Raw genomic sequence first — 14,124 nt, forward strand, 5'->3', positions numbered from 1 at the left:
GCTTCTAGGTGATGACAGCGGCTTTTTGCAGCGATTGCTTCAGCCTTGTGAGGCCCTCGTCAAAACTCACGCGTGGCCGATAGCCGAAGTCGCGCGTGGCCGGAGCCATGTCGTACCAGTGCGTGGTGCTGAGTTGCTCGGCAAGAAAGCGCGTCATCGGCGGCTCGCCTTTCAGCGGCAGTATCTTCCACAGCGTCTCGCACACCGCGCCGATGCGGTAGGCGGTTTTGAACGAGAGGTGCTTTTCCACGCGCGGCGCACCGGCGGCGTCCAGCAACGCGTTGAGCACTTCGCCCATCGGCTTGGGTTCTCCATTGGAAATGAAGTAAACCCGGCCCGCGCAGGCCGAGCCGACGGCAAGGTGCTCGAAAGCGTCGAAGTGCGCCTGCGCGGCATTGTCGATGTAAGTGGTGTCGACAAGATTGCTGCCGTCGCCGACGAGGCGCAGCCGACCGGCTTTCGCGCGTTCCACCAGACGCGGCAGGATCTGCTGGTCGCCCGGCCCCCAGATCAGACGCGGACGCAGGGCGATGGTGGCGAGCGTGCCGCTATTCGCAGCCAACACCGCTTTTTCGGCGATGGCTTTGGTCTCGGCGTAAGGGGCCTGGAAGTCCTCGCCATAAGGCACGTCGTACGCGGTGCCGCCTTCGACCGGATGGGTGGCCCGATGGGTGACGCTGGGCGTAGAGGTGTAGACCAGCTTGCCGACCCCGTGCGTGCGGCAGGCATCGAGTACGTTCTGCGTGCCGATCACGTTGGCCGAATAGTAGCTGTCGTAGCTGCCCCAAGCGCCGGCCTTGGCCGCATTGTGGAAGATCGCTTCGACTCCGTCGGCGGCATGGGTCAACGCGTGCGCATCGGCCAGATCGCCCTGCACCTGGCCGACGCCAAGCGCGGCCAACGCAGGATAGTGGCCGCGGTTGAAGCTGATGACCTGATGACCACGCTCGACCAGGCCGCGGCAGAGCGCCTGTCCTAGGAAACCGCCGCCGCCGGTGACGAGGATTTTCATTAGTCGTTGCCTTCGCTGTTGCTGCTAGCCTCCTCCCTTGCGCGCAGCGCAGGGGAGGGTTGAGGAGGGGTGCCTTTGATCTTGCCGTTGCTCTGCGTCAATTCCAAGATCCGCAGAATATCCTCAAGAACACAGGAAGTCCGCAGCAACACATCGTTATTTGCTGCTTGTCGTACGCAGACTGCTCGACATGCTGACCGCCATCCAATTCCACGACCAGCTTCAACTCATGGCATAGGAAGTCGGCAATATAGCTTTTTACGGGAACTTGCCTTCTGAACTTAAAACCACCCAGTTGCTTCAGTCGAAGATGCTGCCAGAGGCGCTGTTCTGCGTCGGTGGCAGAATTGCGAAGCTTGCGTGCTCTTTGGCGAAGCGTGTCCATTGGCTTCCTGCCTTGGCTAGGTCTTGTCTTTGTATTTCGAAGCAAAGCCAAAGCAAGATCAAGAGCAACCCCTCCCCAACCCTCCCCTGCTTCGCAAGGGAGGGAGCAAGAGCGCTACGTCAGATGCTTTTCTGGCTTGCCGCCCACACCGCCAGCTTCTCCCGCCCGATCTTCGCGTTATGGCGGATGTCGACAGGAAAGGCCGGATGGCAAAGGAATCGTTGAATACCCGCCGTGTGCGCATGCCCTGCAGCAATCGCGTGAAGCGCAACGACAACGTCGGCGCGACGGCTTGCCGAAACGTCCGCTTGCAATTCGTAGCAGAGCACCGGTTCCTGCCGACCCTGCGTACCGATGCCTACCAATGCGGTCCGCTTCACCTCGGGATGCGTGTTGAAGATGGGTTCCACCTGTTCCGTGTACAGCGGACCGGCGATGGTTTCGACCCGCTGAGTCTTGCGTCCGCAGAACCACAGACGACCTTGCGCGTCGAAATAGCCGACGTCGCCCATGCGATGCACGACGCGTTCGCTTCCGTCCGGCAATGACTCGCGAATCTTCGCGGCGCGGGTGGCGCTTTCGCGGTTGAAGTAGCTGTCGGTCGCGGTAGGTCCGGCGACGGTGATTTCTCCGACGGTGCCATCGGCAACGACCAGATCGTTCGACCATTCGCCGATGGCCTCGTCGCGAATGGCGATGATGCGCACTTCATTGGGCGCGACCGGGCGGCCGACGCAGGTGCCGGCGCCCGCTTCGGTCTGCGCGCGGGTGCTTTGCAGTTCGCGGCCTTCGATCACGGCGACCGGCAAGCATTCGGTGGCGCCGTAGGGCGTCCAGAATTGCGCCTCGTCGGGCAGCAGCAGTCGGATCTTCTCCACTACTTCCGGCGGCACCGGCGCGCCAGCGGAAGTGACGCGCTGCACGCCATCGAGTTTCTCGCCGTGATCGGCCAGCACGCGCATCAACGCAGGCGAACCGAACAGCTGGGTCACGCCGAACGCGCGGATCGCATGCAGCAGCTTGCGCGGATCGGCGCTGGCCGGCCGGGTCGGGTCCATGTCGGGAATAATGGACGTCATTCCCAGCGCAGGATCGAACAGGGCGAACGGAGGAAACGTCGGCAGATCGACGCCGCCGGGCCGCATGCCGAACGCGTTGCGCAGCAGTTCGATCTGGGCGACGAAATGGCGGTGCCGGTAGACCACGCCCTTGGGCACGCCGGTGGAACCGCTGGTGAAGAGGATGCCGGCCACGTCGTCGGGCTGGGTGTCGGCGAGCTGTGCGCCGGCGCCGGCGCCCAGGCGCTCGATCTTGGCCAGCGTGGTTCCACCCCAGCCGAAGCGCGAACCCACCGTGACTAACTTGTTCGCGCCGCGTGCCCAACCCAGGATCAGTCGTGCGATGTGGGCGAGCGGAATGCCGATGAAGGCTTCCGGCTGCGCTTCGTCCAGGCACTGCTTCAGCGCGCGGCGGTCGATGCCGGGATCGACCAGCACCGGCACCGCGCCAGCCTTGAACAATGCGAACATCAACAGGAAGAACTCCGGCGACGGCCGCACCATGATCACCGTGCGCGTGCCGCGGACGATGCCGTGCTTGGCCAGGCCCGCGGCGATCGCATCGCTGCGCGCGTCGAGTTCGGCGTAGGTCAGGGCGACATCGTATTTGCCGAAACCGTCGCTGCCGCGCGAACCGGGGCAGCGTATCGCGATCTGCTCGGGCCGCTCGCGCGCAAGCTGCGGCAGCGTGGCGGCGATGTTGCAGATCCGGCTCATGCCAGCGGGTGCGTATCGAGGAACTTGCGGATCGCCGGCACCAGCTCGGCCCGCTTGTCTTCCAGCACGTAGTGGCCCGCGTCTTCGAATGCGGTCACCTGCGCGTTCGGCAAGGCTTTCGTGAAACCGGCGAGGAAATGCTTGTCGAACACGAAATCCTTCAACCCCCAGCCGATGAAGGCCGGACGGTCGGCGAACTGCGGCAGGCGCTGCCCGGCCGCTTCCACCAGCGCCCAGGCCTTGTCGCCCGGATGCAGCGGGATGTCCTGCATGAAGCGCAGCGTACTGATGCGGTTGGCCCAGTTGTTGTAGGGCGACACGTAGGCACGGCGCACGTCGGCCGGCATTTTCGTTTCCACGCCCTGGTAGGAGGCGCCGCTGGAGAACGCATTGAAGGCGCGAATGACGAAAGCGCCGAACTTGGAATCGCGGCCCAGCGACAGCTGCCACGGCATCTTCTTCGCCGCCGGCAATGGAAACGCAGCGGTGTTGGTGATCACCAGCCGCTTGACCTGCGCGGCGTGGGTCAGCGCCCAGCCGAAGCCGATCATGCCGCCCCAGTCGTGCACGGCCAGCGTCACCGGGCCGGCGATGCCCAGGTGATTCAGCAGTGCGGTGACGTCGTCGATGCGCGATTGCAGCGTGTAGTCGTAGTCGCGGTCGCCGGGCTTGTCGGAATGGCCCATGCCGATGTGGTCGGGAACGATGCAACGGTATTTATCGCTAAGCCCCGACACCAGGTTGCGCCAGTAATAACTCCACGACGGGTTGCCGTGCAGCATCACCACCACCTCGCCCTCGCGCGGACCTTCGTCGAGATAGCTCATCGACAGGCCAGGACGCACCTCGAACTTCTTCGGCGTGTAGGGATAACCGGGAAGATTCATCGTGTACTAGCGTCCCAAAATGAAAGGGCCGGCGAACCGGCCCCGAGGAATACTGGCCCGCCGTCTTACCAGACGACTTCGGCCATCGAGCAGTTCAAACCCGAACCGATGCCCAGCAAGGCGATGCGGTCGCCTTTCTTCAGCCGGCCCAGCTGCTTGAGTTTGCTCAGCACGATCGGCACGCTGGCCGGTCCGATGTTGCCGTGCTCGCCGAAGATGGTCAGCACTTTCTTGGGGTCGATGCCGAAGGCCTTGATGAAGGCCTGGGTGTGCACCTGGCTGACCTGATGGATGACGAACTGGTCCAGCTCGTCCACCACCCAGCCCAATGCGATCCTGGCCGCGCCGAAAGTCTTCTGCGCCAGCTTCATGCCTTCGATCAGCAGCATGCGGGTGTCGGTGACCATGCGGTCCAGGTTGCCGCGGCACAAGGTGTTCCACTGGGTGGCAGCCTTGGTTACGCCGCCCTTGTAGCGGGGCGCGTCCGGGGTCAGCTCGCTGCGCGACATGACCATGGCCGCGGCGCCGCAACCCAGGGTCAGGGTGGCCAGTTCATTGCGGAATTGTTCTTCGGTGACGTCCGGCGACTGCATGCGTTCCAGGGTCATCTTGTAGGCGAGGTTGGCGGTTTCGCCATCCACGACCAGGGCGTAGTTGATCTCGCCGCGTTCCAGCATGCGGGCGGCGATGTCCATGCCGTTGATGAAGGCCAGGCAGGCGTTGGCGACGTCGAAGTTCTGACAGTCCTCGCCCATGCCGAGATTGCCGGACACGATGCTGGCGGTGGACGGCTCGAGGAAATCGCGGCTGACCGATGTGTTGACCAGTAGGCCGATCTGATCGGCGGTCACGCCGGCGTCTTCCAGCGCCAGCCGCGCGGCCAGGGTGGCCACGTCGGAGGCCTGCTGATCGTCGTCCCACAAGCGGCGGGCGTGGATGCCGGCGATGTCGCCCAGCACGTCGGTGCGGATGCCCAAACGGTCCATGGTGGGCTTCAACTGTTCGTTGATGGCTTTGGAAGTCAGGGTGTGCGGCGCATCGATATGCGCCAGTCCCGCGATGGAGACGTTCTGGAAGAGCATCTAAGTGAGCGCCGAGGCTGGCCGGAGGGGCGACAAGGGTACCGGCTTCCGTGCCTTATCGCACCTTTGCCGATGCTCGTCCCCCACCCGTACGGCCAGCAGGGGGAGGTTTTTATCAAGGTGAGGAGGTGTCGACCCCCTCTACGCGACCGACGCGTGAGGGTTCCGGTTCCTGCGCGTCGGGGGCATCGCCCCGACCTACTCCTCCCTGCTAAGGGAGGGGCGAATCAGCTGCTGGCGCAGCGGTAGGCGGCGAAACGCTGTTCGCCATTGGCCGGGTCGGCCAGCGGCTGCACGGTATTGGCCTGGATGCCGGGGGCTTCGTTGCGGGCCAGGGTTTCCAGTTCGTCGCGTACGCGCAGCGCGTTGCGCTCGTAGAAAGCCACGCTGTCCTTGACCGACACCGAGACCTCGCCGCGCTTCTCGCAACCCGTCGGAGCGGCGCCGGCCGCGATCACGCGCACACCGCTGGCTTCGGGGGCCATCTGCACCCAAGTGCAGCCGGAAACGGTCAGGATCAGGGAAATGGCGATCAGCGGCAGACGCATGGGGAAATCCTGTTTGCGGGGTAGCGCGTTGGAGTATGTGGCGGGAGTTCTGAACTTCGGAGGAAGCTGCGCCTACCTCCTCCCTTGCCCGCGCAGCGGGTAGGGGAGGCTGGGAGGGGTGCTTTTGGCGGGAAGCTTGAAGATCAAAAGTCGGGCAAAAGCAAAATCAAGAGCAACCCCTCCCCAACCCTCCCCTGCTTCGCAAGGGAGGGGGCAGTGGCTTACTTCGCGGGTTTCACCGGCTTGCCGTCGGAGTCCAGCACACTGACTTCGCCCAGGTTGAGGGCGCGCACCGGCGCCTCGACCTTGGACAGATCGCCGACCACCACATACATCAGCGAACCGGGAACCAGGGTCTTGGCCGCGGCCTGTACTTCGGCGACGGTCATCGCGTCGTTGCGGGCCTTGTACTGGACGATGTAGTCGTCCGGACGGCCGTAGCGCAGGTTGCTGCTGATCTGGCCCTGCACCGCCGACGCGGTTTCGTAGCCGCCGGGCAGGCTGAGCGTGTTGCTGGCGCGGATCTTGGCGATTTCGGCGGCGGTGGCCGGTTTCTCCCCACTGGCGAAAGCGGTGATTTCCGAACGCAGCTCCTTGATCGAGTCGGCGGTCTTGTCGGTCTGCACCGCGGCCGAAGCGAACCACGGACGCTGGCCCAGGGTGTTGCTGGCGTTGCTGTAGGAACCGTAGGCCCAATGCTTGTCTTCGCGCAGGTTCGAATTCAGGCGCGAAGTGAATTCGCCGCCCAGCACGCCGTTGGCGAAATCGAAGTCGATGGTGCCGGCATCGCCGGTGGGCGGAACCAGCTGGCCGACGTAGACGTTAGACTGGGTCGCGCCCGGCTGGTTGATCAGATAGACATGGTTGGCGGTAGGCGCGGCGACCTGGGAGACGGACGGCAATGCCGGCGCGCCCGCGGGCGTTTTCCAGTCGCCGAAGCGTTTTTCCAGCAGCGGCAGGACCTGCTTCAAGGTGGTATCGCCGACCACCACTACCCGGGCCTTGTCCGGCTGCAGCCAGTTGTCGTGAAAGGCGACCAGATCGTCGCGGGTCAGTGAAGCGATGGAGGCCTCGGTGCCGCTACCGGTGAACGGAATAGCGTACGGATGGCCTTCGCCGTAGAGCAGCGGCGGCATGATGCGCATCGCCGCGGTCTGCGGCCGCGCCTTTTCCTGTTTGATGCCAGCGATCCAGGTCGCGCGCACGCGCTCCATTTCTTCCGGAGCGAAAGTCGGACGACGCAGCACGTCGGCCAGCAGGTCCAACGATTCGGGCAGCTTGTCGCTGAGCGCGGACAGGCCGACGGACGCGTAATCCAGCCCGGCGCCGACGCCGATCTGCGCGCCCAGATCCTCCTGGCGCGCAGCCAGGTCCAGGGCGCTGTACGCGCCGGCGCCTTCGTCGAGCATCTGCATGGTGAAGTTGGCGGTGCCCAGCTTCTTGCCCAGATCTGCGGTGTAACCGCCGGGGAATTCCACCGACAGCTGCACCACCGGCGTCTCGTGACGTTCGGCCAGCACCACCTGCATGCCGTTGGAGAGCGTGGCGCGTTCCAAGGCGGGGAACTTCAGCGCGGGGAAGCTGGTGGTTTTCGGCACGCCGGTGCTGCGATCGATATCGGTTTTGACCGTCTTGAACTTCGGGTCGACCGCCGGTACTTCCGCCGGCTTGCTGGCAGGCGCCGCCTGCACGGTTTCCGGCAGCGACGAGGCCGGGGTTTCGCTGGGCTGCACGACCAGCGTATGCGAACCGACGCCCAACCATTTCTTCGCCACCGCCTGCACGCTGGCCGGGGTGGCCGCGTCGATGTCGGCCAGATCGGTCTTGTAGCAATCAGGCTTGCCGGAATAGACGGCGCACTGGGCCAGCACATCGGACTTGCCGCCGAAACCGCCGATGCGTTCGATGCCGCGCACGAAGCTGGCCCGGGTGGTGACCTTGGCGCGCTCGAGTTCCTCGGCGGTCGGACCTTCGCTGATCAGGCGTTGAAGTTCCTCGTCCATGGTCTTTTCGACCTTGGCCGTGTCCACGCCGTCCTTGACCGTGGCCACCAGGAAGAAGGTGCCGCTCAGTTCGCTGCTCCAGGCATAGGCGCTGGCGTTGTCGGCGATCTTGTCGCGATGGACCAGACGCGTGTCGAAACGCGAGGACGCGCTGCCGCCCAGGACCTGCGCGAACAGATCCAGCAGGGTGGCGTCCTTGCTGCCCAGCTCGGCCACCGGCCAGGCGCGATAGATGCGGACCTGCGGGACGCGGTCCGGTACGGTCTCGCGCGTGTCCTTGTCCCGCTTGGGGATGTTGGTGGGCATGTCGGCCAGGGTGGCGCTGGCGGGAATGTCGCCGAAATATTCGGCGACCTTCTGCTTGGCGGTTTTCAGGTCGATGTCGCCGGCCAGCACCAGCACCGCGTTATTGGGGCCGTACCAGCTCTTGAACCAGGTCTTCACATCGTCCAGCGTGGCCGCGTCCAGGTCGGCCATGGAACCGATGGTTTGCCAGCTGTACGGATGGCCGGCCGGATACAGCGCTTCGAAAATCTTGGCGCTGATGCGACGGCCGTAGGGCTGGTTCTCGCCCTGGCGCTTCTCGTTCTGGACCACGCCACGCTGCTCGTCCAGCGACTTCTGGTCGATCGCGCCCAGCAGATGGCCCATGCGGTCCGATTCCATCCACAGCGCCATGTCCAGCGCGGTGGTGGGCACGTTTTGGAAATAGTTGGTGCGGTCCTGGTTGGTGGTGCCGTTCTGGTCGGTCACGCCGACCAGTTCATAAGGTTCGAAGTATTCGGCCTTGTGGTTTTCCGAACCTTGGAACATCAGATGCTCGAACAGGTGGGCGAAACCGGTGCGGCCGGGTTGCTCGTTCTTGCTGCCGACGTGGTACCACAGGTTCACCGCCACCACCGGCGCCTTGCGATCGGTATGCACGATCACGCGCAAGCCGTTGGGTAGGGTGAACTCGTCGTACTTGATCTCCACCTGCGCGCTGCCCGCGGGCTTGGCTTGGGCGGCTTGCGGCGACGCCACCAGCCCGGTGAGGGCGGTCGACAGGGCAACCGCAAGCAGGGCGGCACGCGGACGGTGGGAAAGGCGCATCGGGTATTCCTTTATATAAGGTGGGTCTGCAGGTCGGCTCGTGATGCTAGCGGCCACGGCCGGTCATTACACTAGGCCACAAGGCATGGTCGTGAGGCGGGTGCTGGTATGGAACGCAAGGCAGCGCAACGGAGTCTGGTCACCGGAGCCAATCGCGGGCTGGGCTTGGAACTTTGCCGGCAGCTACTGACGGCGGGCGGCCGGGTGATTGCCGCCTGCCGACATCCCGGCAAGGCCACCGCGCTCAATACGCTGGCCGGCGAATATCCCGGACGGCTGCGCGTGGCGCCGCTGGATGTGGCCGAACCCAAGAGCCACGCGGCGCTGGCGCGCGAACTGCCGCTGTTGACCGACGGCGAACCGCTGGACCTGCTGATCAACAACGCCGGCGTGCTGCGCGGCGGCGAGCGCTACGGCAGCGTGCAGGCCGCCGATCTGGAAACCAGCTTCCGCACCCATGCCCTGGGGCCGTTCCTGCTGGTGCAGGCCCTCACCCCGCAACTCGCGGACGGCGCGCGCGTAGCCAACATCTCTTCGGAAATCGGATCGATCGGCCTGCGCCAAGAATTCCGGACTCCCAGCTACGCCATCGGCAAGGCCGCGCAGAACATGGCGACCTCGTTGCTGGCGCAAGCGCTGGCGCCGCGCGGCATCGTGGTGGTGGCATTGCATCCCGGTTGGGTGCGCACCGACATGGGCACCGACCGCGCCGCGCTGAGTCCGCAGGAATCGGCCCGCGGCCTGTTGCAAGTGATCGGCGGGCTGCAAGCACAGGACTCCGGCGCTTTCCTGGATTGGCAAGGACAAACCCTGCCCTGGTGACGCGGATCCGGCGTCCGCGTTCAACCTTTCTTCCCTGAAGCGCATCACAACTACTGTCCAGAAAGCTGGCCGGGTGATTTTCCTTCGTCCGTAGAAGGGGGTCACATGCGACGGGATCGAATGTCATTGACAGCGATCCGGTCACCCACCGGACACCCGGGCGGACGGACGGACACCAGTTTCTCGAACTCATTTTCAATAAAATCAATAACTTAAAGTTGGCACGGCGTCTGCATTACTACTCTGCAAGCACAACCGATCCAACCAAACCTGACTAATAGCTGAATAAAAGAACTGCAAATGCAAGTTCTACTTGACCGATCTGATTAGGTGTACTACATTACTACCACACCACCCAACAACGACACTAAAGAGGCACAACACCATGAACACCAAGACCTTCCTCCCGCTGACCGCCGCCGCCCTGTTCGCCGTTTGCGCCGGCTCCATGCTGATCTCCAGCCAGTCCTATGCCGAAGCCAACGCCAAGGCCTCCGCCCCGGTTTCCAGCCCCATCGTCGACCTGCCGACCGTCACGGTTCGCCCGTCGTTCGAAGACGCGGTGTACTACCAGTCCCACAAGATCGTCGATCTGGCCGCGGTGACGGTACGCCCGGCCGCTGAAGACATGGCGTACTTCCTGGCCGACAACACCCTGGCCAACAGCGCCGCCCGCATCGTCGATATGCCGGTCGTGACCGTGCGCCCGTCGATGGAAGACGTGCAGATCGTGGCCGTCGGTGCCGCTACCCTGGCCCAGCAGCTGGCTTCGCGTTGATCGCTTGAAGCGCAATACCTTTGAATAGCTTTGCGTTAATGGAATAACCCGCTTCAAGCATCACCGGAACCCTGTGCGGCACCGCGCCTGTAGAGCCAGCGCCCCGTAGAATCCGTGCGATGAGCAACGACACCGCAAGCGCACTCGATCTGGACGTGCTGCTGTACCAGCCGGAGATTCCACCGAACACCGGCAACGCGATCCGCCTCTGCGCCAATACCGGCGCGCGGCTGCACCTCATCGAGCCCTTGGGCTTCGATTTGCAGGACAAGCAGCTCCGACGCGCCGGATTGGATTACCACGAATACGCCACGCTGCAAGTCCACGCTTCGCTCGAAGCGGCTCTGACTGCGATCGCGCCTAAACGCCTGTTCGCTCTCAGCACGCGCGGCCGCCAACGCTACGACCAACCGCGCTACGCCGCCGGCGATGCGGTCTTGTTCGGCCCCGAAACCCGCGGTCTGCCCGCCGAGGTGCTGGAAAGCCTGCCGCCGGAGCAGCGCCTGCGCCTGCCGATGCGGCCCGACAACCGCAGCCTGAATCTCTCCAACAGCATCGCCGTGGTGGTGTTCGAAGCCTGGCGACAGATCGGCTTCGCCGGCGGCAACTGAGCGCAGCTTTCGCGCGCCTCGATTAGTTCCTCAACGCTGCACTTAATTTATGTACCGCTCAGTTTGGTATTCAGTGGGCATTGCAGCGCTTTACGGATACTTCACATACCGGCTGCGAACGGCTTACCGCCTCAGCGCCGGCTAATAACCATAAACCTTAGAGGCTCATTGCAATGAAGAAGTCCTTGCTTGCTCTTTCGCTCCTGTCCGCGCTCACTTTGAGCGCTGCCGCTTCGGCTGCAGAGGGCGTGTCGTACAACTACGTCGAAGGCGGCTATACCGCCACCAACCTGAAAGATTCGCCCGATTCCGACGGCTGGGGCTTGAATGGCTCGGTCGCGATCGCACCCAACTTCCATGTCTTCGCCGGTTACAACAACCAGGACCTGAAGGACACGAACTACGGCTACGACCAGTGGCGCGTGGGTGTGGGCTACAACCACGAAATTTCGCAGAAAGTGGACCTGGTCACCCGCGTGGCCTATGAAAAATTCAAAGGCGACGATTTCACCGTCGGCGATGTGCGCTTCCCCGGCGACGACCTGGACGGCTATAGCGCCGAGGTCGGCGTGCGAGCCGCACTGATTCCGAACCTGGAAGGCTACGCCATGGCCGGCTACGAAGACGGCAAAGACTACGACGGCGATTTCTACGGCCGCCTGGGCGCACAGGTGAAGTTCAACCCGAACTGGGGCATTACCGGCGACGTGAAATTCGCCGATAACGATACCCAGTGGTTCGTGGGCCCGCGCTTCACCTGGTAATAAGGTCGACGGGTATCCACTGTCATCGAGTAACGCGACGCGTCCCTCTCTCTCCGCGTCGCACCCTGAGCCCGGCCTAGCGCCGGGCTTTTTTATGGCGCGGCATCCGGCGCGGACTCAATCCTTGAACAGCGTTTGCGGGTACTCGGGTTTCTGTTCGCGCGCCAACAATTGCTGCAGACCGGCGGCGGGCGCCAGATCGCCATGCAGCACGGCGCGCACGGCGCTGGAAATGGGCAGATCGATGCCATGGCGATCGGCCTGGCGCATCACTTCGTCGGCGGTCTGCACCGATTCGACCACTTGGCCGATTTCGCGTACCGCATCCTGCAGCGACTGACCGCGGCCCAAGGCCAGGCCGAGGCGGCGGTTGCGGGAGAGATCGCCGGTGCAGGTCAGCACCAGATCGCCCAGCCCGGCCAGGCCCATCAGGGTCTCGGGCTTGGCGCCGATCGCTGCGGACAGGCGCAACATTTCGTTGAGCCCGCGGGTGATCAGACCGGCCCGGGCGTTGAGGCCCAGCTGCATGCCGTCGGCCACGCCGGTGGCCACCGCCAGCACATTCTTCATGGCGCCGCCAAGTTCGGCACCGACCATGTCGTCGCCGGTGTAGGCACGGAACGCCGGGCCATGCAGGACCTCGGCCACGCGCTGGGCGAATTCGGCGTTGCTGCCGTGCACGGTCACCGCAGTGGGCAGGCCCAGCGCCACTTCCTTGGCGAAAGATGGGCCGGTGACCACGGCCAGCGGTACCGTCGGGCCCAGGATGTCTTCGGCCACTTCGTGCAGGAATCGGCCGGAACCCGGCTCGAAGCCCTTGGTCGCCCAGGCCACGCCGGCAGCGGACGGGCGCAGCGGCGCCAGCAGGCGCAGGGTTTCGGTGAACGCGTGCGAAGGCACCACCACCAGCACCAGATCCGCCTGCTGCAGGGCGGTGGCCAGATCGGTGGTGGCGTGCAAGGTCTCCGGCAGCGGAATGCCGGGGAGGTAGCGGACGTTTTCGTGGTTCTGGTCGATGACCTCGGCGGCCCGCGCATCACGGCCCCACAAGATCACGGCATGTCCATGCCGCGCCATCAGCGCGGCCAGCGCGGTGCCCCAGGAACCCGCGCCCAGTACCGCGATTTTCAAGGATTCGGCCAAGCTTCTCCCTCCTGGAAACAACGGCGGGCCGGTTACGGCCCGCCAGATCGCCGCTTACCGCGGCGATTCAACCACAGGATCGGGTCGCGAAGATCAGACGTTGCCGACCGGCTCGGTGTTGGCGAGCTCGCCGCCATCGCCTTGGGCCGCGCGCTGGCGCAGGGTTTCGGCATACAGGCCGTCGAAGTTGATCGGCTGCAGGAAGAACGGCGGGAAGCCGCCGGCCTGGATCAGGTCGCTGAGCAGCTGGCGGATGTACGGGAACAGGATGTTGGGGCACTGGGTGCCGAGCAGGCCGTCCACCGCCTGCGGTTCCAGGCCGACCAGGCCGAATACGCCGGCCTGCTGCACTTCGGCGACATAGGCGGTCTTGTCGCCGGCCTTGCAGGTCAGGGTCACGCCGAGCACGACCTCGAACGCGTTCTCGCCCAGGCGCTGCACGCGCTGGTTGAGGTTGAGCTGCAGCTCGGGCTGCACATTCTCGCTGTAGATCGCGGGCGCGCCGGGCACTTCGAAGGACACGTCCTTGACGTAGATCTTCTCCACGGTGAAGGCGGGAGCGTTGGCTTCGGCGGGCGCGACGGCGCCGTTGGTGATTTCGTCGGACATGAACGTACTCCGTGGATCTGTATGGGAAAATCTGAATGGAAGAAGGAGGGCGCGAAAGAAAACGATTATCGCATGGGATGGCGACGCACCGGCCCGTGTTCAAGGACCGGCCGACGAAACGGCAGCAAGATTCAGCGGCTCTTGATCAGCGACCCTTGACCAGCGGCAGGTCGGCCTGCTGCCAGGCAGCGACGCCGCCGTCCAGCCAGTACACCTGCTCGAAGCCGGCTTTCTTCAGGCGCTTGGCTGCCGCGGCCGAGGCCTGGCCGTTGCGGCAAACCACCACGATGGGCAGTTGCCTGGCCGCCGCCACTACCTTGTTCTCCGGATCGAACTGGCTGGGGGCGATGTTGCGGCTGCCGGCGATATGGCCTTTTTCGAAATCGGCGCTGGCCGACAGGTCCACCACCAGGGCGTTGTCGCGGTTGATCAGGCCGGTCAGCTCGGCCGGGCGCAGGGCCTTGTAGCCGCGGAACAGGCGGGCGATCTCGGTGACGATGATGGCCAGGGTCAATCCGACCAGGGCCAGCGACAGCATGGGCGAGGAGCTGGCGAAGGCCTGCAGTTGTTCGAAGTTCACGGTATGGATGGCTGCAAAACGGGCCGCGATTGT

At 64.4% G+C, this 14,124-nt stretch carries 14 protein-coding genes; 4 read left to right on the forward strand and 10 right to left on the reverse strand.

Translation table 11 applies throughout. The annotated features are described in order from the left end of the window. Positions 1–4 precede the first annotated feature (4 nt). From oleD to J2W94_RS09735, 7 genes are all read right to left on the reverse strand, one after another. The gene (gene oleD, locus J2W94_RS09705) at positions 5–1,012 is read right to left on the reverse strand and encodes a 2-alkyl-3-oxoalkanoate reductase (RefSeq protein ID WP_310092629.1); all 1,008 of its coding nucleotides are present in this window, start codon (positions 1,010–1,012) and stop codon (positions 5–7) included. Positions 1,013–1,109: 97 nt separating this feature from the next. Beyond that, a complete protein-coding gene (locus J2W94_RS09710; protein WP_310092632.1) occupies positions 1,110–1,397 on the reverse strand; it encodes an endonuclease domain-containing protein in 288 nt (95 codons plus the stop codon). A gap of 119 nt (positions 1,398–1,516) precedes the next feature. Then, positions 1,517–3,172 (reverse strand): olefin beta-lactone synthetase, encoded by a 1,656-nt coding sequence (gene oleC / locus J2W94_RS09715; RefSeq protein WP_310092635.1) that lies wholly within the window; start codon positions 3,170–3,172, stop codon positions 1,517–1,519. Next, positions 3,169–4,059: an alpha/beta fold hydrolase gene (locus J2W94_RS09720; RefSeq protein ID WP_310092639.1), complete on the reverse strand. Its 891-nt coding sequence runs from the start codon at positions 4,057–4,059 to the stop codon at positions 3,169–3,171. The genes oleC and J2W94_RS09720 overlap by 4 nt, the downstream gene beginning before the upstream one ends. A gap of 65 nt (positions 4,060–4,124) precedes the next feature. Beyond that, positions 4,125–5,141, reverse strand: a complete 1,017-nt coding sequence (locus tag J2W94_RS09725) for a 3-oxoacyl-ACP synthase III (RefSeq protein WP_310092642.1) — start codon at positions 5,139–5,141, stop codon at positions 4,125–4,127. A 227-nt stretch (positions 5,142–5,368) separates the two neighbouring features. Further along, positions 5,369–5,689, reverse strand: a complete 321-nt coding sequence (locus J2W94_RS09730) for a DUF4156 domain-containing protein (RefSeq protein ID WP_310092645.1) — start codon at positions 5,687–5,689, stop codon at positions 5,369–5,371. 221 nt (positions 5,690–5,910) lie between these two features. Then, the gene (locus J2W94_RS09735) at positions 5,911–8,784 is read right to left on the reverse strand and encodes a M16 family metallopeptidase (RefSeq protein WP_310092648.1); all 2,874 of its coding nucleotides are present in this window, start codon (positions 8,782–8,784) and stop codon (positions 5,911–5,913) included. A gap of 108 nt (positions 8,785–8,892) precedes the next feature. Here J2W94_RS09735 and J2W94_RS09740 point away from each other — a divergent pair, with 108 nt between their 5' ends. The 4 genes from J2W94_RS09740 to J2W94_RS09755 all read left to right on the forward strand — a co-directional run bounded on the left by J2W94_RS09740 (position 8,893) and on the right by J2W94_RS09755 (position 11,759). Next, the gene (locus J2W94_RS09740) at positions 8,893–9,606 is read left to right on the forward strand and encodes an SDR family oxidoreductase (protein ID WP_310092652.1); all 714 of its coding nucleotides are present in this window, start codon (positions 8,893–8,895) and stop codon (positions 9,604–9,606) included. A 385-nt stretch (positions 9,607–9,991) separates the two neighbouring features. Next, positions 9,992–10,384: a hypothetical protein gene (locus J2W94_RS09745; RefSeq protein WP_310092655.1), complete on the forward strand. Its 393-nt coding sequence runs from the start codon at positions 9,992–9,994 to the stop codon at positions 10,382–10,384. A 119-nt stretch (positions 10,385–10,503) separates the two neighbouring features. Next, the gene (locus tag J2W94_RS09750) at positions 10,504–10,995 is read left to right on the forward strand and encodes a tRNA (cytidine(34)-2'-O)-methyltransferase (protein ID WP_310092657.1); all 492 of its coding nucleotides are present in this window, start codon (positions 10,504–10,506) and stop codon (positions 10,993–10,995) included. Positions 10,996–11,168: 173 nt separating this feature from the next. Beyond that, positions 11,169–11,759: a diffusible signal factor-reguated Ax21 faimly protein gene (locus tag J2W94_RS09755; protein ID WP_310092659.1), complete on the forward strand. Its 591-nt coding sequence runs from the start codon at positions 11,169–11,171 to the stop codon at positions 11,757–11,759. A gap of 117 nt (positions 11,760–11,876) precedes the next feature. Here J2W94_RS09755 and J2W94_RS09760 read toward each other — a convergent pair whose 3' ends face one another. The 3 genes from J2W94_RS09760 to J2W94_RS09770 all read right to left on the reverse strand — a co-directional run bounded on the left by J2W94_RS09760 (position 11,877) and on the right by J2W94_RS09770 (position 14,091). Then, complete coding sequence (locus tag J2W94_RS09760; RefSeq protein WP_310092661.1) at positions 11,877–12,902, reverse strand: NAD(P)H-dependent glycerol-3-phosphate dehydrogenase; 1,026 nt, start codon at positions 12,900–12,902, stop codon at positions 11,877–11,879. Positions 12,903–12,995: 93 nt separating this feature from the next. Then, entirely contained in the window at positions 12,996–13,511 is a 516-nt protein-coding gene (gene secB, locus J2W94_RS09765; RefSeq protein ID WP_310092664.1) for a protein-export chaperone SecB, read from the reverse strand. A 145-nt stretch (positions 13,512–13,656) separates the two neighbouring features. Next, positions 13,657–14,091: a rhodanese-like domain-containing protein gene (locus J2W94_RS09770; RefSeq protein ID WP_310092667.1), complete on the reverse strand. Its 435-nt coding sequence runs from the start codon at positions 14,089–14,091 to the stop codon at positions 13,657–13,659. Positions 14,092–14,124 lie beyond the last annotated feature (33 nt).

This window comes from Pseudoxanthomonas sacheonensis (assembly GCF_031455975.1).
GTDB classification, from domain to species: Bacteria; Pseudomonadota; Gammaproteobacteria; order Xanthomonadales; family Xanthomonadaceae; genus Pseudoxanthomonas_A; species Pseudoxanthomonas_A sacheonensis_A.

Excerpts from the sequence above, each read along its gene's own strand:
- secB (WP_310092664.1), bottom strand. The coding sequence starts at position 13,511 with ATGTCCGACGAAATCACCAACGGCGCCGTCGCGCCCGCCGAAGCCAAC.
- J2W94_RS09755 (WP_310092659.1), top strand. The coding sequence starts at position 11,169 with ATGAAGAAGTCCTTGCTTGCTCTTTCGCTCCTGTCCGCGCTCACTTTG.
- J2W94_RS09735 (WP_310092648.1), bottom strand. The coding sequence starts at position 8,784 with ATGCGCCTTTCCCACCGTCCGCGTGCCGCCCTGCTTGCGGTTGCCCTG.
- J2W94_RS09710 (WP_310092632.1), bottom strand. The coding sequence starts at position 1,397 with ATGGACACGCTTCGCCAAAGAGCACGCAAGCTTCGCAATTCTGCCACC.
- J2W94_RS09720 (WP_310092639.1), bottom strand. The coding sequence starts at position 4,059 with ATGAATCTTCCCGGTTATCCCTACACGCCGAAGAAGTTCGAGGTGCGT.
- J2W94_RS09725 (WP_310092642.1), bottom strand. The coding sequence starts at position 5,141 with ATGCTCTTCCAGAACGTCTCCATCGCGGGACTGGCGCATATCGATGCG.
- J2W94_RS09750 (WP_310092657.1), top strand. The coding sequence starts at position 10,504 with ATGAGCAACGACACCGCAAGCGCACTCGATCTGGACGTGCTGCTGTAC.
- oleC (WP_310092635.1), bottom strand. The coding sequence starts at position 3,172 with ATGAGCCGGATCTGCAACATCGCCGCCACGCTGCCGCAGCTTGCGCGC.
- J2W94_RS09740 (WP_310092652.1), top strand. The coding sequence starts at position 8,893 with ATGGAACGCAAGGCAGCGCAACGGAGTCTGGTCACCGGAGCCAATCGC.
- J2W94_RS09745 (WP_310092655.1), top strand. The coding sequence starts at position 9,992 with ATGAACACCAAGACCTTCCTCCCGCTGACCGCCGCCGCCCTGTTCGCC.
- J2W94_RS09730 (WP_310092645.1), bottom strand. The coding sequence starts at position 5,689 with ATGCGTCTGCCGCTGATCGCCATTTCCCTGATCCTGACCGTTTCCGGC.
- oleD (WP_310092629.1), bottom strand. The coding sequence starts at position 1,012 with ATGAAAATCCTCGTCACCGGCGGCGGCGGTTTCCTAGGACAGGCGCTC.